This is a genomic window from Paenibacillus turicensis (assembly GCF_017873435.1).
Taxonomy (GTDB): Bacteria; Bacillota; Bacilli; order Paenibacillales; family Paenibacillaceae; genus Fontibacillus; species Fontibacillus turicensis.
Genome location: NZ_JAGGKG010000014.1, coordinates 13,745 through 39,307, shown reverse-complemented (window position 1 = coordinate 39,307; position 25,563 = coordinate 13,745). Strand labels below are relative to the sequence as shown.

The 25,563-nt window shown below is 38.5% G+C and carries 27 protein-coding genes and 1 tRNA gene; 10 read left to right on the top strand and 18 right to left on the bottom strand.

Translation table 11 applies throughout. From position 1 onward, the window contains the following. Window positions 1-18: 18 nt before the first annotated feature. Window positions 19-495, bottom strand: a complete 477-nt coding sequence (gene ssb, locus J2Z32_RS14375) for a single-stranded DNA-binding protein (RefSeq protein ID WP_210089873.1) — start codon at window positions 493-495, stop codon at window positions 19-21. Between the two features lie 39 nt (window positions 496-534). Next, window positions 535-819 (bottom strand): 30S ribosomal protein S6, encoded by a 285-nt coding sequence (gene rpsF, locus J2Z32_RS14370; RefSeq protein ID WP_210089872.1) that lies wholly within the window; start codon window positions 817-819, stop codon window positions 535-537. Between the two features lie 353 nt (window positions 820-1,172). On the opposite strand from rpsF, the gene J2Z32_RS14365 reads away from it, so the two are divergent. After that, on the top strand, window positions 1,173-1,370 hold the full coding sequence (locus J2Z32_RS14365) for a YjzC family protein (RefSeq protein WP_210089871.1): 198 nt from the start codon (window positions 1,173-1,175) through the stop codon (window positions 1,368-1,370). A 735-nt stretch (window positions 1,371-2,105) separates the two neighbouring features. Here the strand turns inward: J2Z32_RS14365 and J2Z32_RS14360 are convergent. From J2Z32_RS14360 to J2Z32_RS14345, 4 genes are all read right to left on the bottom strand, one after another. Then, window positions 2,106-2,196, bottom strand: a tRNA-Ser gene (locus tag J2Z32_RS14360). Between the two features lie 84 nt (window positions 2,197-2,280). After that, the gene (locus J2Z32_RS14355; protein ID WP_210089870.1) at window positions 2,281-2,490 is read right to left on the bottom strand and encodes a DUF951 domain-containing protein; all 210 of its coding nucleotides are present in this window, start codon (window positions 2,488-2,490) and stop codon (window positions 2,281-2,283) included. Window positions 2,491-2,593: 103 nt separating this feature from the next. Next, window positions 2,594-3,463 carry a mechanosensitive ion channel family protein gene (locus J2Z32_RS14350; RefSeq protein ID WP_210089869.1) on the bottom strand — a complete coding sequence of 290 codons (870 nt, stop codon included), beginning with the start codon at window positions 3,461-3,463 and terminating at the stop codon, window positions 2,594-2,596. An 89-nt stretch (window positions 3,464-3,552) separates the two neighbouring features. Further along, the gene (locus J2Z32_RS14345) at window positions 3,553-3,801 is read right to left on the bottom strand and encodes a putative Se/S carrier protein (RefSeq protein WP_210089960.1); all 249 of its coding nucleotides are present in this window, start codon (window positions 3,799-3,801) and stop codon (window positions 3,553-3,555) included. Window positions 3,802-3,912: 111 nt separating this feature from the next. Here J2Z32_RS14345 and yyaC point away from each other — a divergent pair, with 111 nt between their 5' ends. Next, window positions 3,913-4,512, top strand: coding sequence for a spore protease YyaC (gene yyaC / locus J2Z32_RS14340; protein WP_210089868.1), 600 nt, complete (start codon window positions 3,913-3,915; stop codon window positions 4,510-4,512). Window positions 4,513-4,530: 18 nt separating this feature from the next. Here yyaC and J2Z32_RS14335 read toward each other — a convergent pair whose 3' ends face one another. The 12 genes from J2Z32_RS14335 to rpmH form a co-directional block, all read right to left on the bottom strand. Continuing rightward, complete coding sequence (locus J2Z32_RS14335) at window positions 4,531-5,034, bottom strand: DUF4446 family protein (RefSeq protein WP_210089867.1); 504 nt, start codon at window positions 5,032-5,034, stop codon at window positions 4,531-4,533. 130 nt (window positions 5,035-5,164) lie between these two features. Then, on the bottom strand, window positions 5,165-6,310 hold the full coding sequence (locus tag J2Z32_RS14330; protein ID WP_245251482.1) for an aminotransferase class V-fold PLP-dependent enzyme: 1,146 nt from the start codon (window positions 6,308-6,310) through the stop codon (window positions 5,165-5,167). 127 nt (window positions 6,311-6,437) lie between these two features. Beyond that, window positions 6,438-7,280 carry a ParB/RepB/Spo0J family partition protein gene (locus J2Z32_RS14325; protein ID WP_210089866.1) on the bottom strand — a complete coding sequence of 281 codons (843 nt, stop codon included), beginning with the start codon at window positions 7,278-7,280 and terminating at the stop codon, window positions 6,438-6,440. Next, on the bottom strand, window positions 7,273-8,034 hold the full coding sequence (locus J2Z32_RS14320) for a ParA family protein (RefSeq protein ID WP_210089865.1): 762 nt from the start codon (window positions 8,032-8,034) through the stop codon (window positions 7,273-7,275). Before J2Z32_RS14320 ends, J2Z32_RS14325 begins: the two co-directional genes overlap by 8 nt. A 317-nt stretch (window positions 8,035-8,351) precedes the next feature. Continuing rightward, the gene (gene noc / locus J2Z32_RS14315; protein WP_210089864.1) at window positions 8,352-9,176 is read right to left on the bottom strand and encodes a nucleoid occlusion protein; all 825 of its coding nucleotides are present in this window, start codon (window positions 9,174-9,176) and stop codon (window positions 8,352-8,354) included. 527 nt (window positions 9,177-9,703) lie between these two features. Next, the gene (gene rsmG / locus J2Z32_RS14310) at window positions 9,704-10,417 is read right to left on the bottom strand and encodes a 16S rRNA (guanine(527)-N(7))-methyltransferase RsmG (RefSeq protein ID WP_425343008.1); all 714 of its coding nucleotides are present in this window, start codon (window positions 10,415-10,417) and stop codon (window positions 9,704-9,706) included. A 15-nt stretch (window positions 10,418-10,432) separates the two neighbouring features. Beyond that, complete coding sequence (mnmG, locus tag J2Z32_RS14305) at window positions 10,433-12,319, bottom strand: tRNA uridine-5-carboxymethylaminomethyl(34) synthesis enzyme MnmG (protein ID WP_210089862.1); 1,887 nt, start codon at window positions 12,317-12,319, stop codon at window positions 10,433-10,435. Window positions 12,320-12,406: 87 nt separating this feature from the next. Next, window positions 12,407-13,786 carry a tRNA uridine-5-carboxymethylaminomethyl(34) synthesis GTPase MnmE gene (gene mnmE / locus J2Z32_RS14300; protein ID WP_210089861.1) on the bottom strand — a complete coding sequence of 460 codons (1,380 nt, stop codon included), beginning with the start codon at window positions 13,784-13,786 and terminating at the stop codon, window positions 12,407-12,409. 340 nt (window positions 13,787-14,126) lie between these two features. Beyond that, window positions 14,127-14,834: an RNA-binding cell elongation regulator Jag/EloR gene (gene jag / locus J2Z32_RS14295; RefSeq protein ID WP_210089958.1), complete on the bottom strand. Its 708-nt coding sequence runs from the start codon at window positions 14,832-14,834 to the stop codon at window positions 14,127-14,129. Continuing rightward, window positions 14,834-15,718, bottom strand: a complete 885-nt coding sequence (locus J2Z32_RS14290; protein ID WP_210089860.1) for a YidC/Oxa1 family membrane protein insertase — start codon at window positions 15,716-15,718, stop codon at window positions 14,834-14,836. Before J2Z32_RS14290 ends, jag begins: the two co-directional genes overlap by 1 nt. A gap of 84 nt (window positions 15,719-15,802) precedes the next feature. Further along, complete coding sequence (rnpA, locus tag J2Z32_RS14285) at window positions 15,803-16,144, bottom strand: ribonuclease P protein component (RefSeq protein WP_210089859.1); 342 nt, start codon at window positions 16,142-16,144, stop codon at window positions 15,803-15,805. A gap of 223 nt (window positions 16,145-16,367) precedes the next feature. Continuing rightward, window positions 16,368-16,502 (bottom strand): 50S ribosomal protein L34, encoded by a 135-nt coding sequence (gene rpmH / locus J2Z32_RS14280; RefSeq protein ID WP_019914530.1) that lies wholly within the window; start codon window positions 16,500-16,502, stop codon window positions 16,368-16,370. Window positions 16,503-16,789: 287 nt separating this feature from the next. On the opposite strand from rpmH, the gene gntK reads away from it, so the two are divergent. The 8 genes from gntK to gyrB all read left to right on the top strand — a co-directional run bounded on the left by gntK (window position 16,790) and on the right by gyrB (window position 25,391). After that, the gene (gene gntK / locus J2Z32_RS14275) at window positions 16,790-18,316 is read left to right on the top strand and encodes a gluconokinase (RefSeq protein WP_245251488.1); all 1,527 of its coding nucleotides are present in this window, start codon (window positions 16,790-16,792) and stop codon (window positions 18,314-18,316) included. A gap of 449 nt (window positions 18,317-18,765) precedes the next feature. After that, a complete protein-coding gene (gene dnaA / locus J2Z32_RS14270) occupies window positions 18,766-20,112 on the top strand; it encodes a chromosomal replication initiator protein DnaA (protein ID WP_210089857.1) in 1,347 nt (448 codons plus the stop codon). Between the two features lie 259 nt (window positions 20,113-20,371). Then, window positions 20,372-20,497, top strand: coding sequence for a hypothetical protein (locus tag J2Z32_RS22575; protein ID WP_280921147.1), 126 nt, complete (start codon window positions 20,372-20,374; stop codon window positions 20,495-20,497). A gap of 132 nt (window positions 20,498-20,629) precedes the next feature. Next, entirely contained in the window at window positions 20,630-21,769 is a 1,140-nt protein-coding gene (gene dnaN / locus J2Z32_RS14265; protein WP_210089856.1) for a DNA polymerase III subunit beta, read from the top strand. 17 nt (window positions 21,770-21,786) lie between these two features. Beyond that, on the top strand, window positions 21,787-22,005 hold the full coding sequence (gene yaaA / locus J2Z32_RS14260; RefSeq protein WP_210089855.1) for a S4 domain-containing protein YaaA: 219 nt from the start codon (window positions 21,787-21,789) through the stop codon (window positions 22,003-22,005). A 48-nt stretch (window positions 22,006-22,053) separates the two neighbouring features. After that, window positions 22,054-23,166, top strand: coding sequence for a DNA replication/repair protein RecF (gene recF, locus J2Z32_RS14255; RefSeq protein WP_210089854.1), 1,113 nt, complete (start codon window positions 22,054-22,056; stop codon window positions 23,164-23,166). Between the two features lie 15 nt (window positions 23,167-23,181). Further along, window positions 23,182-23,430 (top strand): extracellular matrix regulator RemB, encoded by a 249-nt coding sequence (remB, locus tag J2Z32_RS14250; RefSeq protein WP_210089853.1) that lies wholly within the window; start codon window positions 23,182-23,184, stop codon window positions 23,428-23,430. A 50-nt stretch (window positions 23,431-23,480) separates the two neighbouring features. Then, window positions 23,481-25,391: a DNA topoisomerase (ATP-hydrolyzing) subunit B gene (gene gyrB / locus J2Z32_RS14245; protein WP_210089957.1), complete on the top strand. Its 1,911-nt coding sequence runs from the start codon at window positions 23,481-23,483 to the stop codon at window positions 25,389-25,391. Window positions 25,392-25,563: the final 172 nt, after the last annotated feature.

Below are 25,563 nucleotides of genomic sequence, written 5' to 3'. Positions count from 1 at the left end.
ATTCAGTCCTTTCCATATTTAAAATGGCAAATCATCATCCGATATATCAATCGGCTTACCGTCGTCAGAGAATGGATCTTGATTGCCCTTAGAGAAGTTATTATTGCTACGGTTGGTGTTGCCACCACCAAAGCTTTGCTCTTCTCTTGGTCCGTTGCCAGCTCCACCGCTTTCGCGATTGGATTCCAAGAAACGGACATTATCGGCAATGACTTCGGTTACGTATACACGTTTGCCTTCGTTATTTTCGTAATTCCGTACTTGAATACGTCCTTCCACTGCAGTCAAACGACCCTTACGCAAATAATTTGCACAAGTCTCAGCCAACTGTCTCCATGTCACGACAGGAATAAAATCAGCTTCACGTTCTCCACCTTGCGATGTAAACGGTCTGTCCACTGCGATAGTGAATTGAGTTACTGCAACACCAGAAGGTGTATAACGCAACTCAGGATCACGAGTGAGACGTCCAATAAGAATGACACGGTTCAACAAGGTATTCCCCTCCTTCGGTTACGTGTTAATCACCTAAACTTAGGCTTCGTCTCTTGTAATGAGATAACGGATAACCTCATCGGAAATCTTAAGAATCCGCTCAAGCTCAGCAACAACATCAGGTGTTGCAGTGAAGTTTACCAATACATAAACTCCATCACGGATCTTGTTAATCTCATACGCAAGTCGGCGCTTACCCATAACATCATGTTTAGTGATTTCACCGCCGTTTTGGATGATGCCTTGGAACTTATCGACTACAGCTTGAAGAGCTTCTTGCTCTAGCTCTGGACGAATAATGTACATCAATTCATATTTGCGCATAATTTTCACCTCCTTATGGACTATGGCCCCCAATCTGTAAAGCCTGGGAGCAAGGATCGAGGGTTTATAAACACTCGAACTATATAAATATATCAAATTTTATTAGTGAATGCAAGCAAATGTTCTCTTCCAATACAATCGATTATGACATATTTCTATAAGCCAATGTGCGTTAAAGTATTGACTTCAAGCTTCAACATAAATTCGTTAAATAAATCCAATCTTAAATTTTTAAATACTTTCATTAACAGTATCTTGCTTTCCAGTTAAAAATAATCGTACATGAAGCTTCTTCATAATAGAAACACTAAATTAGGTTTTACAAATTAACAATGACAAGAAAGGGGATTTATATGGGTGAACAAACAGAATTTGAACCAGGTGACAAAGCTCCTAACCCAGGTATATATACGGAAGTGGGTGAAGCAAGAAGCTTCCACACTGAAATTCAAAATCCAAAACGGATAAAACTTGAACGTGGTGAAAAGTTCCCTGAAACAAGCAATAAAGATCGGAAGTGGAAAAAGGCAGAGAAAGCACGTGTTCATTAATGTGCCTAAGTGTGCCTACCTTCGCTCTATATTAGAGTCGCATTTATAATTTAAGTCAAAACTAATTTTATTATTTTTTTCATGCATAAAAGGCATAAGCCTGTAGCATAATACCTTTAGAGACGACGGACAAGAGAGGTGTGGTTCCGTTGGACAACGTAGCGAAACGCCATCAAGATCAGGATTGTTATTCACTCAAATTTCGAAGCTAAAGAAAATGAAGCACGTTAAATCGTAAGTAGCTTTAGCCATGCAAATGGTCAATAACTACTTGCGTTTCAAAAAGAAGACCCCTCTTCCTTTAAGACGTGTTTAATCTCAGATGTTTCAAATCAGTGTTATCATCCAAATCAGTTCCGTCGTCTCGTACAAGTGGAGTGTGTCTCCCTGGAGTGTACACTTTACTTTATAAATCGTAAAAGATTATCTTTTACGTTGAAAAAAAGGACCCTTAAAAAAGGTCATTTTTCTCATTTATTGTTTTAGATAAGCTAAGCTTATGTAACATGATAAATAATCACATAATATTGTAATGACCTAATTGCTGCATTCAGCTTCTAGCATATTATATTTGGTCACAAATGTAGTGCTTTTTACTAAAGTTAAAACGAGTTTCTTCTATTATATATGTAGCTACTCTGCATCAAAATTTTAAGTTAGAAAATTAAGACTTTTCCTTCTTGGCAAAGATAAAAAGAAAGAAGCCGTTAATCTGTTAAATTAACGACCTCATGCTGGCGGAGAAGATGGGATTTGAACCCATGCGCCGGTTGCCCGACCTGCCGCATTTCGAGTGCGGTCCCTTCAGCCTCTTGGGTACTTCTCCAGCTAATTATTTACTTAAACACGTAACTAAAATTATATCATCTCCAATATTTCAATGCAATAATTTAACGACTTCATTTATTCTCTAAGCATCATTTTCTGGTGGAGCCGAACGCAGTACCTTACGCATATTTTTTTCAAATTTTGCCCTCGGTACAAGGACACTATGTTTACAGCCTACACATTTAATTCTAATATCCATTCCCATCCGAATGATCTCCATCTCATTACTGCCACAAGGATGGTTTTTTTTCATTTGTACAATATCACCTAATTGAAACTGCTTCCGTTCCATTTTAATCCCCCACCATTCAACGTTCAAATTAAACTCACATTTTAGATTAATATTCAAGCCTTAACTTAACAGCATAATTTTTAGTATTTCTAAATACTAACCTTTATACGCTAACCTCTGCTTGCTGCTCCAACGCTTGCTTTACATATTTATGAATTAACCGCTCAATCTCTGATTTTGCACCCACTGGGCACTTGCACATAATACGTAGCATAAATTCGGTTGTGCTTAACGTCTGAATTCCCAATACCGTCGGCATTTCAGTAATATATTCATTTTCCTCCGCTAACTTTTGCATAGCTTTCTTCATTAAAGCTGTAGTTTCTTCATATTGTTTATCAGTGCTAAAAGGAACATCAACAATCGCTACCGAATTACCCACAGAATAATTAGTGACATTCGTAAATATTCCGTTAGGAATGATGTGCACTTCCCCTGTTGAGCTTACAAGTCGTGTAGAGCGTAATCCAATCATTTCTACCGTTCCTCTTAAGGTACCTGTCTGGATAACATCGCCAACTGCAAATTGATCCTCTAAAATGATAAAAAATCCAGTCATTACATCCTTCACTAAGCTTTGTGCACCAAAACCAATTGCTAAGCCAAGCACACTTGCCCCCGCCAAAAGTGGTCTGACATCAAACCCAAACTCGCCAAAAATGAGCATAACCATAATTAGATTACTTACGATCGAGGTTACGTTTTTAAGTAATTTACCTAGAGTCACGAACCGCCTACGGTTCATTTTCAACCGACTCTTATCCTTTCGCTTTAAAGAGCGATCAATCACTTTATAAATAATACGAATCGCGATCCGTGTCAAAATAAAGATGAGAACAATGCGAAGGCTTGAGAACATTATTCTCTCCCACATCTCCGCATTCGTGAAGGATTTAAATAAGGTATCAGACCATTTTGTAACTTCATTTAACGGGTCTGCCCCGTCTGTCCCACTACTAAGTAGCTTATACATACTCCCCTCCTCACTCCACATCCACATTAAGGTGTATTTATCGATTTAGATTTCATCATAATTCCATCATAAATCTATGTGAACATCGTTTATAGTTCAGCATACATATTGTCTATATTATCTGTATCTATAGCCTGCTTTATAAAAATACCCCGAATCTCTACTTCCTGCTCCTCTATAATTTGCCTTACCTTACTTAAATAATGAGCTGGAAAATTAATTGATAATGCACATGCAGCAGTTATTTCCTTTGGTGTTGGACATAAATCTATTTCAATCTCTGCAAACTCTAGTAGCATTTCAGCCCTGAGCGCCTGTTGTGTAGAGTCAAATGCCATGACTAACCACTCTTCCACAAGTCCCACTCCTTTAGTCACAGTATATAATTCATATTTTTTCCATATACTAATAATCCATAAACAATTGTCCAAAGAAGAGGAGTGATCACATTGTCACCAATATTCCCTAGAAATAATCCATCTGAATTAAGCTGCTTAAAAGTTCCACATACTGAACCAGACGTTCATTCTATTGTTGCACATCGACTACTACTCCATCTATCACAAGTTACACCTGGACAACAGGTTGTCGTCGTTTGTATTGGAACAGACCGCTCCACTGGAGATTGTCTTGGTCCATTAGTTGGCACCTCATTAGCAAAACACAATAGCTCATTTTTCCATTTATACGGTACGCTTGATCAACCCGTCCATGCCGTAAATTTGGGTGAAACAATAAATGAAATTGAACAAAAATTCACTAATCCATTTATAATTGGAATTGATGCCTGCCTTGGACAAAGCAGCAGTGTCGGTTCAATCCAAGTGGTTAAAGGCCCGCTTAAACCTGGAGCAGGTGTAAATAAACAATTACCGCCGGTTGGCGATATCCATCTTACAGGCATCGTTAATGTCGGCGGTTTTATGGAGTATTTTGTTTTGCAAAATACAAGGCTTAGCCTCGTTATGACACTTTCCGAAATTATCGCAGCTAGCCTTCATTCAGCAATGAAGCAATGGAATTATAATTTGCGTAAATCTGCATTGTAGAATAAATGAAGCCTACAATTATTTCCCACTCGTTTGAGCCAAAGTAATTGCTTCCTTCTCTTCTGGTGACAACGTATGACTTGATTCACCGTTAGCTATTGCTTTGGCATATACATAACTACCATCACGATTATATAAACCAGTAATTACAAAGCCATCCTGTTCTTCACTTAACAATGCAATCGAAAAACTCAAGTCATTTCCACGTTCACCGTATGCATTGTAACGCTTTATCCCAACCTTAGTGTGCTGTTTCGGAATCCAATTAAATATAGAACGAAGCTGATTACCCTGCTCTTCCTGTCGATCTTCAATTTTATCCTGTTGTATCTTCAGATCCACAAGTAAATCCTCTAAGTTTTCAACGCCTGTACCTTTCATCATTGCCTCATATTTTCTTCTCAATTTACGAAGCTTATGACCCTGTACAAAATTCCATATCAACATTAAAAATACAACAACAACTAAACCACCAAGTATCAAAAACAACTGCTCTGAAATTAATTGATTCAAATCTGACATTCCAACTTCTTCTCCTCTAGCATTAAGGTGGTTATGCTGCTCATACGATATTCCATACAACTTTTTATATCACTATTTTTATATCACTATTTTCATACAACTATTATATACAATTCTTTTATGAGATTCTTTAGTAAAATTGTTCCCCTGCTTCAATACATTTGACAGCCTGAACAAGTCTAGAAATATCATCTTCTGTAGTATTATAACCTACACTAACACGTACAGCACCTGCATGAGTAGTATGTGCAGATTGATGCGCTAATGGAGTACAATGATAACCCGCTCTCACTGCAATCTGATGATATCGATCTAATTGAAAAGCAACCTCTGACGCATCCCTTTTTAATAGGTTAAAAGAAACAATGCCTGTTCTTGGTTTTCCTATTCGAGGGCCAATTAAGGAAATATTAGGTATTTCTATCAGTTTTTCCATAAGAGATTGTGTTAGTTTCCATTCATGGTCATATATATTGTCTACTCCATAGCTTAAAACAAACTCTATACCTGCCTTTAATCCTGCAATTCCAGCTGTATTGATTGTCCCTGCTTCATAACGATCAGGCAATACCTTTGGTTGCTCAAGCTCCTCTGACTGACTCCCTGTCCCCCCATGGATGAGTGGCTGAAGCTCGATTTGTGGTGCAATATATAATCCCCCTGTACCTTGTGGACCCAACAATCCTTTATGTCCAGGAAAAGCAAGCAAATCAATCCCTAACTGCTGTACATCAATAGGATAAATTCCAGCTGTTTGAGCAGCATCTACTGCAATTACTGCACCATGTTGGTGTGCAATCTGTGCCAAATCGCCTATCGGCAAAATGCTTCCTAGCAGATTAGAACTATGGCAACAAATTAACATCTTTGTATTTGGTTTAAAGGCCGCATTAACCTTCTCCAAATCTAGATGTCCCTCTTCATCCACCTCAACATAGTCCACTATAACCCCTTGTGTTCTATGCAAAAACTCTAGCGGTCTCCGTACTGAATTATGCTCCAACATCGTAGTAACAACATGGTCACCCGGCTTTAAAAATCCTTTAATGGCCAAATTTAGTGCTTCTGTAGTATTTGCTGTAAACACAATTTGGTTTTCATTTTTTACATGAAATAATTGCGCTATTTTCATTCGTGCTTCCAGCAATATTCTACCAGCACTTAACGCCATACTATGGCTCCCTCTTCCCGAACTTGTGATTGGTGCTTCCATCGCTGCAGTAATTGCTTGAATTACAGTCGGAGGTTTTGGCCAAGAGGTTGCAGCATGATCCAAATATATAACGGATTGCTTATTCAGGAAGTTTCACCTCCAAAAAATTTTACTTCTTTTCGAGATAAGAATGACATAACCTCTTGGAAAAAAATACTATAACCAAGATAGCTATGTCATTATAATAAACTTATCCGTTCAATAGATCTAATAATCTTTGTAAATCCTGTTGGTTATAATAGGAAATTTCAATTTTACCCTTATCTTTATTTGGTTTAATCTTGACTGTTGTTTTGTAACGCTCTCTCAAATATTCCTCTACTTCATCAATATATGGATCACGTTTTTTATTTTGAACCTTTGTCTTCTGTTTTTTATTACGATCTAACTGCCCCACAGCATCCTCTAACTGACGAACGCTCCATTCATGATCTATACATTGTGTTGCTAAATCTTTTATGATCTCAGTATCCTTTAAACCAGCTAATGCACGTGCATGTCCCATTGATAGTGTTCCACGTGAAACATTATCCTTCACCTCTTCAGGTAAAGACAGTAGACGTAAAAAATTAGCAATATGAGAACGTGATTTCCCAACCTTTAAAGATAATTCTTCTTGAGTTAATTTGAATTGATCCATTAATCCTTGGTATGCAACCGCAATTTCCATTGCATTTAAATTTTCACGTTGTAAATTTTCAATTAGTGCAATTTCCATCACTTGCTGATCTGAGTATGTGCGAACCACTGCAGGTATTGTTGTATTTCCACAATATTGTGATGCACGGAATCTCCGTTCACCTGCAATAATTTCGTAACCCTTCAATACACTTCGAACAATAATTGGTTGAACTACCCCATGCTCACGAATCGACTCAGCCAATTCTCGAATAGCATCTTCTTCAAAAGATTTACGAGGTTGGTATGGGTTGGCACGCAATTGATTCAAAGGTATTTCTATTACCTTGTCATCTTCTTTAACAGAAAGTGACGGAATTAATGCATCTAATCCCTTACCTAAACGCTTATTCATAGGAAACCACTTCCTTTGCCAACTCTAAATAAACTTCAGCACCTTTAGATTTTGGATCATACGTAATAATGGATTGTCCATGTGAAGGCGCTTCGCTCAATCTTACATTACGAGGAATAACTGTTTTATATACCTTTTGTTGGAAGTACTTCTTAACCTCTTCAATAACTTGAATACCAAGGTTTGTCCGTGCATCAAACATTGTTAATAAAACACCTTCAATTTGCAACGAAGTATTTAAATGCTTCTGGACTAAGCGTACTGTATTCAATAACTGACTTAATCCCTCCAACGCATAATATTCACATTGAATAGGAATAAGGACTGAATCAGCAGCAGTTAATGAATTAATGGTTAATATACCTAATGATGGTGGACAATCAATAATGACATAATCAAATTGAGCTTTCACCTGTGAAATTGCCCTTTTTAAGCGTACCTCTCTTGAAATTGTTGGGACAAGCTCAATTTCTGCACCTGCTAATTGAATTGTTGCAGGAATAATCGATAGGCCATCAACCATCGTGGGTACGATCGCTTCCCTAGGATCAACTTCATTAATTAAAACATCATAAATACAATTCTCAACGTCTGCTTTATTAACGCCAACCCCACTTGTTGTGTTCCCTTGCGGATCAATATCAATCAGTAAAACACGTTTACCTATTGATGCCAACCCCGCACTTAAATTTACAGAAGTTGTCGTTTTACCGACGCCTCCCTTTTGATTTGCAATCGCAATAATCTTAGACAAACTTTTCACCTCAATATAATTCCGGTAACACAATCATAAAATTATAACTGCTCTACCTTCGTTAGAAATCTTTTTGTAGTTCTTATAATCAAGTTGTCAAACAAAGAGGGCTTCTCCCATCCTCTTAAGCTGTCGCTACAAAAAGACACAAGCGTAATATCATCAATCACGCTCGCTTTGGGGATGGCATATGTCACTTCATTAAACAAGCGCCTGATGATAAACAGCTATGCTCCTACTACTCTGCACATATAAATGAAAATATTCATTAATGAAAATAGTCATTACATATAATTAACGCTCAAAATTGAAAATAGTTATGATTTATTTTTAGGAATTTTAATCACAATTTCATAGTGATCCTCATGATCACTTTCTGCCGTTTTAATTTCCAGCCCTGAATCTGATACCATATCTATCGATTGTCTAATCGTATTTAATGCTAAACGAACATCCTTAGTAAAAGAAATGCGTTTCTTTTTATTTTTATTTTGAGACAATTGTTTATAAAAAGCGATCCTTGCTTCACTTTGTTTAACATTTAAGTCTTTAGCAATAATTTCGTTTAAAACCTTTAACTGCAATTCTTCGGTATCTAAAGACAATAACGCTCTTGCATGGCGTTCTGTAATTTTACGTTCCATTAATGCAGTTTTCACTACATCAGGAAGTTGGAGCAAGCGAATCTTATTTGCAATCGTAGATTGACTTTTACCTAATCGCTGAGCAAGACTTTCTTGCGTAAGCTGATGTAAGTCAATCAGATTCTGATACGCTACTGCCTCTTCAATTGAAGTTAAGCCTTCACGCTGGAGATTTTCAATCAATGCAATCGAAGCTGCTTGAGAATCATTAAAATCTTTAACAATAGCAGGAATTGTATCATTCCCTAGTTTTTTAACTGCTCGCCAACGTCTTTCGCCTGCAATGATTTCATACTTTCCATTACGTTGTCGCACAACGATAGGTTGGATTACACCTAACGTTTTAATCGTTTGGCATAACTCATCAATTTTTTCTTCATCAAAAATAGTCCGCGGTTGATATGGGCTGCTGACAACCTCTTCAACGGAAATTTGTTTCACTTCGTCTCCACTGCTTCGTTCGGTTAAACCAAACAATTTAGAAAATTGTTCTTTCATTCCGTAGATTACCACCTAGTTTCATAGTGACATAAGGAATTCCTTATGGGCTATCCAGCCAAACAGAAAATGTCATTTCAAACTGAATCAATTAACATATGTCTAAACTAGCACTCTACTGAAAATTGATTCTACTATAATTTATTCTACCACTTTTCTGACTATAATCCTATCTTTTACATTATGAAAATGTTTTTGATTTTCATGGCTCAATACAAAAATTAGTGGTTGCTAACTTCCAAGGAAAGCAGCTACGGTGCAGAGGGTGGCTTCGACCCCTGTTACAGCCTGATTTTCTTGAATGAGATCGTTATCGGTTGAAAAACAGGCTGTAAAGGCGGACGTGTTCACTTCTCCACCATCCCTCTACCCCTTCGCTATTTGGGCTTCCTCTCAACCACTAATTGCATGAATTAACCATAAAAATATTAAAAGAAATTTAGTAAATAATTCTATGTACAAAAAAGGCATAAAAAAACCTCCCAGTTATTGTTTCACGTGAAACAATACTGGAAGGAAAAATATTACTACATTATTGGTGACTTTAATGGTGTACCTGCTTTTCGTGGATACTTTTTAGGTGTATCCCCTACTTTTTCTATTATAATAATATGCCGATCCGCATTTTCTTGAGGAAGCTGAAAATGATAAGAAGCCTTCATTTTTCCCTTTAGCTCCTTTAAGCTACGTGCAGCTTCCTTAACTTCCTCTTTAAGGTCAGTCCCCTTCATCGCAGCAAAAATCCCACCTGTTTTTACAAAAGGTAAACAAAACTCATTGAGTACTGCCAATCTCGCTACTGCTCTTGCTGTCACTAAATCAAAGGAGTCACGAATACCAGCTTGGCGGGCCACATCCTCTGCTCTACCATGAATAAGCTGCACATCCTGTAACTCTAATGTATCTACAACATGCTGAAGAAACTGAATCCGCTTATTTAAGGAATCAACAATCATAAGCTTAAGATGTGGAAAACAAATTTTTAATGGAATACCAGGAAATCCCGCCCCCGATCCAATATCTGCTATACTTTCCACTTTGGTGAAATCTACATATTGGGATAAAGTAAGCGAGTCATAAAAATGCTTTAAATATACTTCACTTCGTTCAGTAATTCCCGTTAAGTTCATCTTTTCATTCCATGATACTAATTCCTTAAAATACAACTCATATTGCTCCAGCTGCTTCTCTGATAATTCAATATTACGAGCTAAGCATAATGCTTGAAAATTATCCTTAATTTGATCCAAAGCTGTTTACCCTCCTGCCGCAGTAACACGGTTATAATGCTCAAGATATACAAGCAAAATTGAAATGTCAGCTGGTGTAACCCCTGAAATACGAGAAGCTTGGCCGATAGAAATCGGACGAATCTTCATTAGCTTTTGCTTCGCCTCAATCGCCAGACCATGTACATCTTCGTATTGAATAGAATCTGGAATCTTCTTCTTTTCCATTTTTTGAAGCTTATTCACATGAATTAGTTGTTTTTCTATATATCCAGCATATTTTACCTGAATTTCAACTTGCTCCATCATGAATTCATCTAATTCTAACTCAGAAGGGAAATAACTATGAATATGCTCGTAACTTACCTCTGGTCTACGCAAAATAGAAATTAAATGACTGCCATCCTGAATTTTGGATGATCCAATCTCTTCTAGTAAAGGATTAATATCTGATGGTGATACAGAAGTTTTACGCAAGCGCTCAATTTCCTGCTCAACCATCTCTTTTTTATTTATAAAGCGTTGGTAACGATCCTCTTTAATCAGCCCAATTTCATAGCCAATCGGAGTTAAACGCATATCTGCATTGTCATGACGAAGTAGCAAACGATATTCTGCACGTGATGTTAATAGTCGGTAAGGCTCATTGGTTCCTTTTGTTACAAGGTCATCGATCAAAACGCCAATATAACCTTGGGAACGATCTAATATAACCGGCTCTTTCCCTAACACTTTACGGGCTGCATTAATACCGGCCATAATGCCTTGTCCTGCTGCTTCCTCATATCCACTTGTGCCATTAATTTGCCCAGCTGTAAATAAGCCAGGAAGACGTTTTGTCTCCAATGTTGGCCATAGCTGTGTTGGAACCATCGCATCATATTCGATTGCATAGCCATTTCGCATCATTTTTACATTTTGTAAGCCAGGAATGGACCGTAGCATTTTTAATTGTACATCCTCAGGCATACTTGTTGATAAGCCTTGTACATAATATTCAGAAGTATTTTTACCCTCAGGCTCTAGGAAAATTTGGTGCTTAGGTTTATCTGCAAATCTTACAATTTTATCTTCAATAGATGGGCAATAACGGGGCCCTGTCCCCTCTATAATTCCCGTAAACATCGGCGCACGATGTAAGTTTTCATTAATAACTTGGTGCGTTGACTCTGAAGTATAGGTTAACCAACAAGGTAACTGTTCATTATCTGAATCTCTAGTTTCATAAGAGAAAAATTTCACCTTTTCATCACCAGGCTGGATCTCAGTCTGTGAAAAATCAATCGTATCCTTATGAACACGTGGTGGTGTTCCCGTCTTAAAGCGTACTAGCTCAAAGCCTAACTCCTTCAAATGGTGAGACAATTGGACAGAAGGCTGTTGATTATTTGGGCCACTCTCATAAGTTAACTCACCCATAATCACTTTCCCCCGCAAATACGTACCTGTTGTCAATACGACGGCTTTTGCACGATATTCTGCCCCTGTCATCGTAACAACACCCACACATTGATCTCCCTCAACGAGAAGGCGTTCTACCATCCCCTGTTGAAGTGTTAGATTGGGCTCCTTCTCCATCGTTTCCTTCATCGTATGTTGATACAGAAATTTATCTGCTTGGGCACGTAATGCATGAACCGCTGGTCCCTTACCTGTGTTCAGCATTCGCATCTGAATATAGGTTTTATCGATATTGCGCCCCATTTCTCCTCCAAGCGCATCGATTTCCCGCACTACATGCCCTTTAGCCGGTCCTCCGATCGAAGGATTACATGGCATAAAGGCAATCATATCTAAATTGATCGTGACCATTAGCGTATTACAGCCCATACGAGCAGCAGCCAAAGCAGCTTCACTACCCGCATGTCCAGCACCTACAACGATCACGTCATAGCTTCCTGCTAGGTATCCCATTTACTCAACCTCCTAATATTTAAATTTTAAACTAATTATACAACTAAATTATTGCTTATATTTTAACTATTTTCCCAAGTCCACAACTTACTTTCCTAGACAAAATTGAGAGAAAATCTGATCTATAAGTGCATCTGGCGCAGCATCTCCGATGACCTCACCAAGCTGTTCCCATGCAAGTCTTACATCAATTTGCAAAATATCGATTGGAATGCCTGTATCCGCCGCCTCATAAGCATCAATTAGCGATTGCTTAGCCTTTTTCAGCAGTGCAATATGTCTTACATTACTCACATAAGTTAAATCACCAGATTCAAGCTTACCACCAAAAAATAATTTCGCAATAGCCTCTTCTAAATGATCTAAACCATGATGTGTCACCACCGATAATTCTACTATAGATTCCTGCTTAAAGTACTTAGTAACCATATCCAATTCAAGCTGACGCGGTAAATCAACCTTATTAAGCAACACCAATACTTGGCGATCCTTTAATTGCTCCATCAACTGAATTTCATCCTCATGTAAAGCTTCTGCACTATTTAACACAAGTAAAATAAGATCAGCTTCATTCACAGCAGCCTTGGAGCGTTCTACACCAATTTGTTCAACGATATCCATCGTTTCTCTAATTCCAGCAGTATCTAACAGCTTAAGTGGGATGTTCTGAATTGTGACAAACTCCTCGATTACGTCTCTTGTTGTACCTGGAATGTCTGTTACAATCGCTTTATTTTCATGGGCAAGACTATTAAGCAATGACGATTTACCAACGTTAGGTCTACCTACAATCGCTGTCGTAATCCCCTCACGTAAAATCCTGCCTTGCTCCGCATGGGTTAGCAACCGATCAATCCCAATACATACATCGTGACACTGTTGTTTTATATAGGAAAACGTCATATCCTCAACATCATGCTCAGGATAATCGATATTCACCTCAATATGAGCCAAGGTTTCAATTACTTTATGACGTAGTTCTTTAATTTGATGAGACAATACACCTTCGACCTGCTTTAATGCAAGCGAAAAGGCATGATCTGACTTTGAGCGAATTAGATCGATTACAGCTTCTGCTTGTGACAAATCAATCCGACCATTTAAAAAGGCACGCTTCGTAAATTCCCCTGGTTCGGCAATTCGTATAGATGGTCCACTTAACAATAAATCCATCACTCGCTTAACAGAAATGATTCCGCCATGGGTACTGATCTCAACCACATCTTCTGTTGTAAACGATCTAGGCGCGCGGAAAATGGACACCAGTACCTCTTCTAGCTTCTCTCCAGTGTCAGGATGAGCAATATATCCATAATGAACAGTATGACTGTCCGCATCCCTTAGCTTGGTTTTAGCTTTAAACAAGACATCGACCTCAGCTATTGCTTCCGGACCACTAACACGAATAACTGCAATTCCACTCTCTCCTACTGCTGTCGCGATTGCAGCAATTGTGTCACTTAACATTTTATCTTCACCTCTACTCTAATATTTTTCCAATATATTTAAATGTTTAGCTCAATCTAGAAATCATAGATTAACAACCAACCCACAGTAGCGGAGGAACAGAGGGATTCTGAAGATTGTCTTTTAAAATCAAATTCTAACAATATACTTAATTCAATAAAAGGAAATTTGGTTTTAACAACAATCGTAAGAACTCTCTGTATCGTAGCTTCCACCCTCCTGATGCTGTCAAGTAATGATTTATATAGAGCTAAATATTTAATTGACTCTTATAAAAACAAGACGCCAGCAACGTTTGCTAAGGCAAACCATCACGAGCGTCTCTTCAGGCTATAAGAGCCTACTTATTATTCTTTAGCGCAATAACTACTCTGCGATTTGGTTCCTCACCTTTACTAAACGTCTTCACCTCAGGGTGATCCTGTAAGCGGGAATGAATGATTTTACGTTCCTGCGGAGACATGGGCTCAAGCACCATTTCCTTGCCAGAACGAATCACCTTGCTAGCTAATCGCATCGCTAGCTGTTCTAACGTCTTTCTTCTGCGTTCACGGAAGTTTTCTGCATCCAAAATAATACGCAAAAAACTATCTGAATGACGATTCGCAATAATATTAACTAAATATTGCAAAGCGTCTAATGTTTGTCCCCGACGCCCAATCAATAAACCAAGCTCACTACCGGAAATATTTAAGACCGTATTGTCACGTTTGGTGACAATCTCTACTTCCACTTCAAGCCCCATGCTAAGAGCAACATCACGAACAAATGACGCCGCCGCTTCATAAGGATCTACCAAATGATTTGGATGATCACCGACCTCTAGCTGTTTGGTTTCGGTTTTTGTCCTTTGCGGTGATTCTGATTGCGCATTAGTGGTTAAAGTAAGTTCAACCTTAGCTGCCTTTACGCCAATCAGCCCCAGAAATCCCTTTGACGGCTGCTCTAACACTTTTACATCGACTTGATCCTCGGTAACCCCGAGTATGGCCAATCCTTGTCTTACAGCTTCTTCAATAGTTCTTCCCGACGTCACTATACTGTTCATCATTTGCGCTTTTTGGCCTCCTTAGCACCCTTACCAGGATGTCCGGCTTTTAAATTTGATCCGCCTCGTTTAGAACCCGATGTGCTCGCTGCTTGTCCACCAACGACAGCTACAGGATCTTTTTTACGATAAATGAGATAGTTTTGTACAATCGTGTAAATATTACTGTAAATCCAGTAAAGCGGTAATGCTGCTGGGAACTGATACGCCATGACGAAGATCAAAATCGGATATACATACATCATGAACTGCATTGGTCCCTGCATACCATTTGGATTAGAATTCATCGTAGACATCATTTTCGTTTGAATATACGTTGTAATTGCAGCGACGATCGGCAAAATAAAGTACTTGTCCGCCTCACCTAACTGCAACCATAAAAATGAATGTGCACTAATCGCTGAGTTATGTGTTATCGAGTTATATAAAGCGATGAACACTGGCATTTGAATCAGTAAAGGAAAGCAACCCGCCATTGGATTAACTTTGTTTTCTTGGAAAATCTTCATTGTTTCTTGTTGCTGCATTTGTGGATTATCTTTATATTGCTCTTTAATTTTTTGCAGCTCAGGCTGAAGTGCTTGCATCGCCTTTGTACTCTTGACCTGCTTCAAAGTTAATGGCAAAATTAATGTTCTGACAATCAACACTAATAACAAAATCGCGATTCCATATGCACCATTAAACCAATCAGCAAATGTGTCGAGTGCATAAGAGAAATAATAGACGACATTACGTGTCCAAAATGACGTACTATTCGCCATATCCTCCGTTGTTGTAGCTACTGATGCATTTGGCACTCCACAACCTGCTAACATAGTCATTAAACCTATTGATAGTGCGAGGAGAGTCCATCTTATTCTATTGTTTTTAATTCGTGACACCTCAAAACTCCTCTCTTAACCTTATACGTCATTGTAAATGATACCATAATTAAACATACAAAGAAACAAAGCTTATGACAGCCTTTACACTTTAGTAAGCGAGGATTTTTTCAGCACATGGAGAACACTTTTCTCCAGCTCGTGATAATTCATCCCAACGGCTCCATTACGTACAATTATAATTATGTCAACGTGATCACGAATTTTAGGCTCATGGGAACGTACAATTTCCTTAATTAAGCGGCGCATTCGATTTCTGACCACAGCATTTCCAATTTTTTTACTTGCCGAAATCCCAAGTCTAAATCGTTCAATCTCTGGTCTTATGGACCAATACACAACTAATTGACGATTTGCAAAGGACTTACCTGATCGATATACTCGACCAAAGTCGGCACGATTTCTTAATCGAAGTTTTCTTTGCACTGGCGCAAACTCCCTAACTTTTGGTTCAAACTACTTTGTCCAATTTGTCTTAAGCAACGTCAAAAATGGTAACCCTGCATCTAAAGAGTTCAGGCCTACCATTTTTAAATATCGTTACATCTCCACCTTGTGAAGTAAAGAACATGTACGACGACAATGTAAGATTAACATTTAACCTTATCTATGTTAAAAAAAGACCACTGACAGTGGCCTTATGCAGTCATTAAGCACTTAGTACTTTTCTGCCTTTTAGACGACGAGCAGCGAGAACCTTACGTCCGTTTTTTGTGCTCATTCTTTTACGGAATCCGTGAACCTTTTTACGTTTGCTCACATTTGGTTTGAAAGTTGGTCTCATTTATTGCACCCCCTTACAGGAATAACTACATATTCACCATTTTCACTACGCACAGAAAATGCCTTTTTACATTTAACCATGAACCCTTTTAAAAGTCAATGAGCGAAAATTTTGTAATTTTTATAATCAAGCTTTCCCTTCCTTCATTATACACACTGAATAACACTTTTAAAAGTTTTCCACAGCTCCCCTTTTCAAAAAAATATTTAAAAAGTTATTCACATGTGGATTACTATATAATATATAAAAAAGTCATAAGGAGGACTAACGTGGATTTCACTTCTTATATGATCGGCATTGATATTGGCACAACAAGCACTAAAGCGGTATTGTATAACATTAATGGAGGTATAGTGTCCTCTGCACACGTACATTATCCTTTATATACACCAGAGGTAGCAGCCGCGGAGCAAGATCCTGATGAAATTTTTCAGGCTGTGTTAGAAACTACAGCACAACTCATGCGTGAACATGTCAGCTCACCCACGCAAATTAAATTTGTTTCCTTTAGTGCAGCGATGCATAGCATCATTCCGATTGATTCAAACGGAAACCCATTAATGAATGCCCTTACATGGGCAGATAATCGTAGTGAGCCTTATACGAAGCTACTACTAGAGCAAAAGGGGCATGAGCTTTATTTTCGGACCGGAACACCAATCCATCCTATGAGTCCACTGGGCAAATTAATGTGGCTTCGTGCGGAGCGTGGCCATATTTTTAGTACCGCTTATAAATTTATTTCGATTAAGGAATATATTTGGGCGAAGCTATTTTCAACCTATGAGGTGGATTACTCCATCGCTTCCTGCACAGGGCTCATGAATTTACAGCAATTAAAATGGGATACAGCAGCGCTTGCAGCAACGGAAATTAATGAAAGCAAATTGTCCAAGATTGTACCTACAACCTACTATAGAAAGGGTGCAGCGCTACAATACACAAATGTAATGGGACTTACGCCAGAAACGATTTTTGTGATTGGTGCAAATGATGGGGTTTTATCTAATTTAGGTTTAAATGCCATGTCACCTGGTGAAGTTGCCGTTACAATCGGCACAAGTGGAGCAATTCGTACTGTGGTTGATCGACCTGTTCTTGATGAAAAAGGGCGAACCTTTTGTTATGTCTTAACGGATAAGCATTATGTCATAGGTGGACCTGTCAACAATGGAGGACACATTCTTCGCTGGATGAGAGATGAATTAGCTGGCGCGGAGGTTGAAACAGCTAAAAGATTAGGCATTGATCCTTATGATTTGATCTCCCAAATTTGCTCGCAAGTACCTGCAGGTTCAGAGGGCTTACTTTTTCACCCTTATTTAGCAGGAGAAAGAGCTCCTTTATGGAACAGCAATGCACGTGGATCTTTTTTTGGGCTTGCCTTACATCATCACAAGGAACATATGCTTAGAGCTGCAATGGAAGGCGTAATTTTCAACTTATATTCCGTCATGTTAGCGATTCAAGAACAAATTGGCACACCTGCCATCATTAAAGCAACAGGTGGATTTGCCTCTTCCTCTTTATGGCGCCAAATGCTTGCAGATATTTTTGATCAGCCCGTCTCCATTCCTGCTCATCATGAAAGCTCTTGTGTAGGTGCCTGTATTTTAGGTTTATACGCCTTAGGTTTTATTGAAAATTTACAGGAGGCTACATTAATTACCGAACAATCACAGCAATATGATCCAAATCCTGAATCAGCCCAAATCTACAAACAACTATTACCGATATTTTTATCGATTTCCAGCAAACTAGGTCCAGAATATGAAGCGATCTCCCAATTTCAACGACAATTTACTTCCAGCTAACAAAACATAACAAGGTTTAATAAAAAGTAGCCAAATAAGTTATACACAGATTTATGACGCATATTTTCGTAAATAACGTCAATAAACTGTGTATATTTTTTTATCATTTTTAATCTTTATGTCGAACTTTTAACATTTTATAAACAATATGTAGTGGTGTTGATGAAATTTATACACAAGTTATTGAATTTGTGGATAATTTCTAAGAGTACGTTGAAATATGGGGTTTATTTTGCTATGATAATAATGCTTTTGTTGTGTATATGTTAATCAATAAATATAATTATACACAGCCTGTGGATAAGATTGTGAACAATTTTCAATTATACCTGTTTATAATGATTCTATTTAACTTACTATTGGGGATACCTGTCCCCTTTATTTATGTTTTTCGACTCTTTCTGCATGGCTCAAGCCACAATTGGAAGATTTAAAAGGAGTGACAGTCTGTGGACAGCCATACCTCTGAAATATGGCAGCATATTTTATCTATCATTAATACAAAATTAAGCAAACCAAGCTTTGACACGTGGTTTAAGGCGACGAAGATTGTTTCGCTCACCGATCATGCCATCGTGATCTCAGCACCTACCACCTTTGCTGTAGAATGGCTCGAAAGCCGCTATACCAAGCTTGTTGCAACTACAGTTTACGAATATTTGGACAAACAAGTTAATGTATCCTTCGTCATCGAGGAAGCTGAACCACCAGAACAGATTCAAATGCAGAAGGAACCCCCTGCACCTGTCCAAATCGAAGAAAACGTTTCCCATATGCTAAATCCAAAATATACTTTTGATACGTTTGTCATTGGTTCCGGCAATCGCTTTGCACATGCCGCTTCTTTAGCTGTCGCTGAAGCACCTGCTAGAGCTTACAATCCTCTGTTTTTGTATGGTGGAGTTGGGCTTGGGAAAACACACTTAATGCATGCCATTGGACATTATATTTTGGAGCATAGTCCAAGCAGCAAGGTTGTCTATATTTCCTCGGAAAAGTTTACAAATGAATTTATTAATTCTATTCGTGATAACCGAGCTGAGAGCTTCCGTAACAAATATCGTAATATCGACATTCTTCTTATTGATGATATTCAATTTTTGGCTGGAAAAGAATCAACACAAGAGGAATTTTTCCATACTTTTAATGCGCTGCATGAAGAACGTAAGCAAATTATTATTTCGAGTGATAGACCGCCTAAGGAAATTCCAACCCTTGAGGAACGGCTTAGATCACGCTTTGAATGGGGACTTATTACAGATATTCAGCCACCGGATTTAGAGACGAGAATTGCAATTTTACGTAAAAAAGCGAAGGCTGAGAACCTAGATATACCAAATGAAGCCATGATGTACATTGCGAATCAGATTGATTCCAACATTCGTGAGCTAGAGGGTGCTCTCATTCGAGTTGTCGCCTATTCATCCTTAATTAATCAGGATGTGACCACTCATTTAGCTGCCGAGGCACTAAAGGATATTATCCCATCCAGTCGTCCTAAAATGATTACGATTCAAGATATTCAGCAGAAGGTTGGCGAGTATTACAATCTCAAGTTGGAGGATTTCAAAGCGAGGAAACGTACAAAGGCGATTGCTTTCCCTAGACAAATTGCGATGTATATTTCCAGGGAATTAACGGACTTTTCATTGCCAAAAATCGGCGATGCCTTTGGTGGACGTGATCATACTACCGTTATTCATGCTCATGAGAAAATTACGCAGATGATAAAGGATGATCCAGATTTATATAAAGTCATTAATACGATTAGTGAGAAAATTAAAAATTCATCCTGAATAAGGTGTAAGCCTATGCACATTCTATCAACATGTGAATAGGCTTCATTTCATCTATTTTTGGTTGTTATCCACATATTCAGTGCCCCTACTACTACTTCTATCTTTTAAAAGATATTATCTTCATCATAAAGCCAACATTTCCATGATCCATCCCACAACACATTCCCCAATGGCAGTAGCTTCTGTATTAAGGAGATTTCTCTTTAATTTCTGCCAATTTTTAATGTGTTTTTTAATATAGGGGAGAAGATTTAAAATGGATAAGGTTATATTGCATTTATGTATTGAAAATAATAAGGGGAGAAGACCGATTTTATTGACTGTAAAAATACAAGCTTTTTCATCCGAAATAGATAGTGGAGCAATTTTACTTTTAAATTAAAGTTATAAACATGTGGATAATGAAGTTGGATCACTAAACTTTATTTTTTATGATTTATTGTATGTGGATAATCATTTATATATGCGAAAAAGTTATTGTGAATTATAAATTAAATTTTTAGGAGTGGAAGGTATGAAAATCCGTATTTTAAAAAATGAGCTTAATGAATCAATTCAACACGTATCCAAAGCAATCTCCAGCAGAACCACCATCCCTATTTTGACTGGTATTAAATTAGACGTTAACTTTCAAGGGATGACCTTAACTGCAAGTGATACAGACGTGTCTATTCAAGCGTTTATTCCTGTTGAAGATAACAATAAGCAAATTGTGAAGGTTGAGCGTGCTGGCAGTGTGGTGTTACCAGCTAAATTTTTTGTGGAAATTATAAAAAAGCTACCTTCTCAAGAAATCGAAATGGAAGTTCAAGAAGGTTTTCAAACCTTAATCCGCTCCGGGTCTACAGAAATTGTCATCGTTGGCCTTGATCCAGAGGAATACCCGATTTTACCAGCGATTGAAGAGGATCAAATGATCTCGATGCCAGGAGATCTACTTAAAAATATGATCAAGGGCACTACCTTTTCCATCTCCTCCAACGAAACCTCTCCTATTTTGACAGGGGTATTATGGAATTTGAGTGAAGGGCAATTTAAATTTGTAGCTACAGACCGACATCGTTTAGCAAGTCGAGCTATCGCCTTGCAAAGTGAGGATGTACGTTTTAGCAACATCGTTATTTCAGGGAAAACACTGAATGAATTAAGCAAAATTATTCCTGATCAAAATACAGTCGTCGATATTGTTGTTGCAGATAACCAAGTATTGTTCAAAATTGATCGTGTATTGTTTTATTCCAGAATTTTAGATGGCACCTATCCAGACACTTCTAAAATTATTCCAACTACGTTCAAAACAGAACTTGTTCTTGATACAAAACAGCTGAGTGAATCGATCGACCGTGCGTATTTACTTTCAAGAGAAGAAAAAACAAATATCGTTCGCCTTCAAACATTAGAGGATGGAAGTATCGAAATTTCCTCCAGTTCATCTGAGCTTGGTAAAGTAACTGAGCAGCTGGCTGTATCTCAATTTTCAGGCGATCCATTAAAAATCTCTTTTAACTCTCGTTATATGCTGGATATTCTCAAAGTGGTCGAAAGCGAGCAGCTTCATATTGGTTTCACAGGGGCAATGAGTCCAATCATTATTAAGCCAATGGATGATAGCCAAAGCTTGTATTTAATTTTGCCTTATCGCACAAGTAACTAGAGAGGAAGCTCATGCACATGAAAACAATTACGATTTCAACACCTTATATTAAGCTTGATCAATTTCTTAAGCTTGCAGACTGTGTCCCAACAGGTGGGATGGCAAAGGCATTATTACAGGATCAGGCTGTCAAAGTAAATGGCGAAAATGAGGATCGTCGTGGACGAAAGTTATATGCTGGTGATAGGGTTGAAGTAGAAGGCAATGGTGCTTTTCAGGTTACTTCAGCGCAGTAACCGTTGTGAGTGACTGTGTCAACAGGCTAAGGGGGCAAGGGTGAACCCATGTATATCAAAAATATGCATTTAAGCCATTACCGTAATTATGAGAAGCTCTCTATGAATGCCTTTGGAAATGTAAACCTGATTCTTGGGCGTAATGCGCAAGGAAAAACAAATCTACTAGAAGCATTGTTTGTGCTCGCATTAACTAAATCTCATCGGACCTCCAAGGATAAAGAGCTGATTGCATTTGGACAAGACCATGCGGTCATTACTGCAGAGGTTGATAAAAGGTTAGGGAATGTAGGTTTAGAGCTGCGTTTATCTGGACAAGGGAAAAGAGCGAAAATAAACGGGATGGAGCAGCGAAAGCTAAGCAACTTTATTGGTTGCTTGAACGTAGTGATGTTTGCACCTGAGGATCTAGAAATTGTAAAAGGTTCCCCTGGCATAAGAAGACGATTTCTTGATATGGAGATTGGACAAGTACAGCCTAGCTACCTGTACCATCTTCAGCAATATCAGAAAATACTCGTTCAACGAAATAACCTATTAAAGCAATCCTGGGGTGCTTCCTCCGATATGACAACCATGCTTGAAATATGGAATGAACAATTAGCAGAGCATGGTGTTAAAATTGTTATAAAAAGGAAACAATTTATAAAGAAGCTGCAAAAATGGGCGCAGCACATCCATCATGGAATTACAGGTGGGCAAGAACAGCTAAAATTGTCCTATCTTCCTACGTTTGGAGAAGCAGAGGAAGAAGATGAAGCTGTCTTATTACGCCAATTTATGATAAAGTTATCACAGATGAAAGATCAGGAGATTAGACGTGGACTCACGTTATCTGGGCCACATCGTGATGATGTGTCGTTTTATATTAACGGAAATGAAGCTCAGGTATACGGATCTCAAGGGCAACAACGTACTACAGCACTTTCTCTTAAGCTTGCAGAAATCGAGTTAATCAACGAAGAAATAGGAGAATATCCAATTTTATTGCTGGACGATGTTTTGTCAGAGCTTGATCAAGACCGTCAAACCCAGTTAATTGAGACCTTTCAAAGTAAAGTACAGACGTTCATAACAGCGACAGGCATCGAGAGCATTAATCAAAGTCGGCTAAAGGACGCCATCATTTTTCATGTCCAAGAAGGACAAGTAAGCTTATAAGGGCGGGAGAGCAGAATGTACATTCATTTAGGTGGGGAAAAGGTTATTTTCTCTTCAGAATTGATTGCGATTTTTGACGTGTCTATCGAGAAATCCTCGAAGATTTCCAAACAGTTTATTAGCCAAGCGCTAGAACAAAAGATCGTCGTACGCATTGGTGAGGAAGCACCTAAGTCTATCGTTGTGACGAAGGACAAGGTATATTACTCTCCGATCTCCTCTGCAACGCTCAAAAAGAAGGCTAACATTATTTTTGTGGTGTAACCTCCCTGATCTATCATGAGGGAATGGAATCTATAGAAGTAGGTGAAGGCATGTCGATGAACGAACAATCGTATGATGAGAGCCAGATACAGGTACTGGAAGGCCTTGAAGCTGTTCGGAAACGTCCAGGGATGTATATTGGTTCAACTAGCGCTAGAGGTCTACATCATCTAGTATGGGAAGTTGTAGACAACAGTATTGACGAAGCGTTAGCTGGTTATGCGGATACCATTGATGTTATCGTTCATGAAGATAACAGTGTGACCGTCATTGATAATGGACGGGGAATTCCAGTTGGTGAGCATCCTAAGCTGAAAAAATCTTCACTTGAGGTCGTAATGACCGTATTACACGCAGGTGGTAAATTTGGTGGCGGTGGATATAAGGTTTCTGGTGGTTTGCATGGCGTAGGGGTTTCTGTTGTAAACGCTTTGTCAGAAAAGGTTGTTGTTGAGGTGCGTCGTGATGGCCACGTTTATCAACAAGAATACCGTCGTGGTGCCCCACAATACGATATAAGAATTATCGGTAATACCGAAGGAACAGGAACAAAAACGACGTTCCATCCTGATCCAGAAATTTTTACAGAAACAACTGTGTTTGACTATAGCATTTTGTTAACACGTATTCGTGAATTAGCGTTCCTGAACAAAGGAATTAATATTACGATCACAGATGAACGTACAGGCGCTAACGATTCATTCCACTATGAGGGTGGGATTATTGAATACGTCAAATATTTGAATCAAAACCGCGAAGTGATGCATGAATTCCCGATTTATGTTGAAGGCCAACGTGAAATGATTCAGGTTGAGATTGCATTGCAATACAACGATAGTTATTCTGAAAATATTTTTTCTTTTGCGAATAATATCAATACCCATGAGGGTGGTACACACGAATCTGGCTTCAAGAGTGCATTAACACGTATTATTAACGATTATGCTCGCAAAAATGGGCTAATTAAAGATAATGACTCTAATTTGACCGGTGATGATGTGCGTGAAGGCTTAACAGCGATTATTTCTGTTAAAATTCCTGAACCGCAGTTTGAAGGTCAGACCAAAACGAAGTTAGGTAACAGTGAGGTTCGTGGTATTGTTGAATCCTTGTTTGCCGAGAAGCTTCAAGAATTTATGGAGGAAAATCCTGCTGTTTCACGTAAAATTTTGGACAAGGGCTTACAGGCCTCCAGAGCGCGTGAGGCGGCGCGTAAGGCGCGTGAGCTAACTAGACGTAAAAGTGCCTTGGAGGTTAGCTCTCTGCCAGGGAAGCTAGCAGACTGCTCGTCTAAGGACGCATCAATTAGTGAGCTGTATATCGTCGAAGGTGATTCCGCTGGTGGATCAGCGAAGCAAGGGCGTGATCGTCATTTCCAAGCGATCCTACCGCTTCGTGGTAAAATCCTTAACGTTGAGAAGGCACGTCTAGATCGCATCTTAGGTAATGCGGAAATTCGCGCCATTATTACTGCACTTGGTACAGGTATTGGTGAGGATTTTGATATAGAGAAGGCACGTTATCATAAAGTCATCTTAATGACAGATGCCGATGTCGATGGTGCGCATATTCGTACACTATTACTGACGTTCTTTTTCCGCTATATGCGTAAAATTATCGAGGCAGGGTATGTGTACATTGCCCAACCACCTTTGTTTAAGATCGAACGTAACAAAACGATTCGTTACGCAGGCTCTGAGAGAGAGCGTGATGAAATTATTGCTGAGTTTGGTGAAAATGCTAAATTCAACATTCAGCGTTATAAAGGTCTTGGTGAAATGAACGCAGGTCAGCTATGGGAAACAACGATGGACCCTGAAAGCCGGACTATGCAGCAGGTATCAATTTCAGATGCGATGCAAGCAGATGCGATATTTGACACGCTGATGGGCGATAATGTTGAGCCACGTCGTGACTTTATTCATGAACATGCTGAGTATGTGAAGAACTTAGACGTTTAATATAACCAACTTACCAAGCTACTAAGGAGTAGGTTACAGAAATACCGCCATTAAAATGGCGGTATTTTTTGTACATATGCTTTTTATACATATGCTAATTTAGAATCTATAAATTTTAATCGTTGCTACTAGCTATACAAAGAGAGTAAAATTGTAATGTAAACGTTTACTA

Excerpts from the sequence above, each read along its gene's own strand:
- rpsF (WP_210089872.1), bottom strand. The coding sequence starts at position 819 with ATGCGCAAATATGAATTGATGTACATTATTCGTCCAGAGCTAGAGCAA.
- J2Z32_RS14365 (WP_210089871.1), top strand. The coding sequence starts at position 1,173 with ATGGGTGAACAAACAGAATTTGAACCAGGTGACAAAGCTCCTAACCCA.
- J2Z32_RS14355 (WP_210089870.1), bottom strand. The coding sequence starts at position 2,490 with ATGGAACGGAAGCAGTTTCAATTAGGTGATATTGTACAAATGAAAAAA.
- J2Z32_RS14350 (WP_210089869.1), bottom strand. The coding sequence starts at position 3,463 with ATGTATAAGCTACTTAGTAGTGGGACAGACGGGGCAGACCCGTTAAAT.
- J2Z32_RS14345 (WP_210089960.1), bottom strand. The coding sequence starts at position 3,801 with ATGGCATTTGACTCTACACAACAGGCGCTCAGGGCTGAAATGCTACTA.
- J2Z32_RS14335 (WP_210089867.1), bottom strand. The coding sequence starts at position 5,034 with ATGTCAGATTTGAATCAATTAATTTCAGAGCAGTTGTTTTTGATACTT.
- J2Z32_RS14325 (WP_210089866.1), bottom strand. The coding sequence starts at position 7,280 with ATGAATAAGCGTTTAGGTAAGGGATTAGATGCATTAATTCCGTCACTT.
- noc (WP_210089864.1), bottom strand. The coding sequence starts at position 9,176 with ATGAAAGAACAATTTTCTAAATTGTTTGGTTTAACCGAACGAAGCAGT.
- mnmG (WP_210089862.1), bottom strand. The coding sequence starts at position 12,319 with ATGGGATACCTAGCAGGAAGCTATGACGTGATCGTTGTAGGTGCTGGA.
- mnmE (WP_210089861.1), bottom strand. The coding sequence starts at position 13,786 with ATGTTAAGTGACACAATTGCTGCAATCGCGACAGCAGTAGGAGAGAGT.
- jag (WP_210089958.1), bottom strand. The coding sequence starts at position 14,834 with ATGAACAGTATAGTGACGTCGGGAAGAACTATTGAAGAAGCTGTAAGA.
- rpmH (WP_019914530.1), bottom strand. The coding sequence starts at position 16,502 with ATGAGACCAACTTTCAAACCAAATGTGAGCAAACGTAAAAAGGTTCAC.
- gntK (WP_245251488.1), top strand. The coding sequence starts at position 16,790 with ATGATCGGCATTGATATTGGCACAACAAGCACTAAAGCGGTATTGTAT.
- J2Z32_RS22575 (WP_280921147.1), top strand. The coding sequence starts at position 20,372 with ATGGATAAGGTTATATTGCATTTATGTATTGAAAATAATAAGGGGAGA.
- dnaN (WP_210089856.1), top strand. The coding sequence starts at position 20,630 with ATGAAAATCCGTATTTTAAAAAATGAGCTTAATGAATCAATTCAACAC.
- yaaA (WP_210089855.1), top strand. The coding sequence starts at position 21,787 with ATGAAAACAATTACGATTTCAACACCTTATATTAAGCTTGATCAATTT.
- recF (WP_210089854.1), top strand. The coding sequence starts at position 22,054 with ATGTATATCAAAAATATGCATTTAAGCCATTACCGTAATTATGAGAAG.
- remB (WP_210089853.1), top strand. The coding sequence starts at position 23,182 with ATGTACATTCATTTAGGTGGGGAAAAGGTTATTTTCTCTTCAGAATTG.
- gyrB (WP_210089957.1), top strand. The coding sequence starts at position 23,481 with ATGTCGATGAACGAACAATCGTATGATGAGAGCCAGATACAGGTACTG.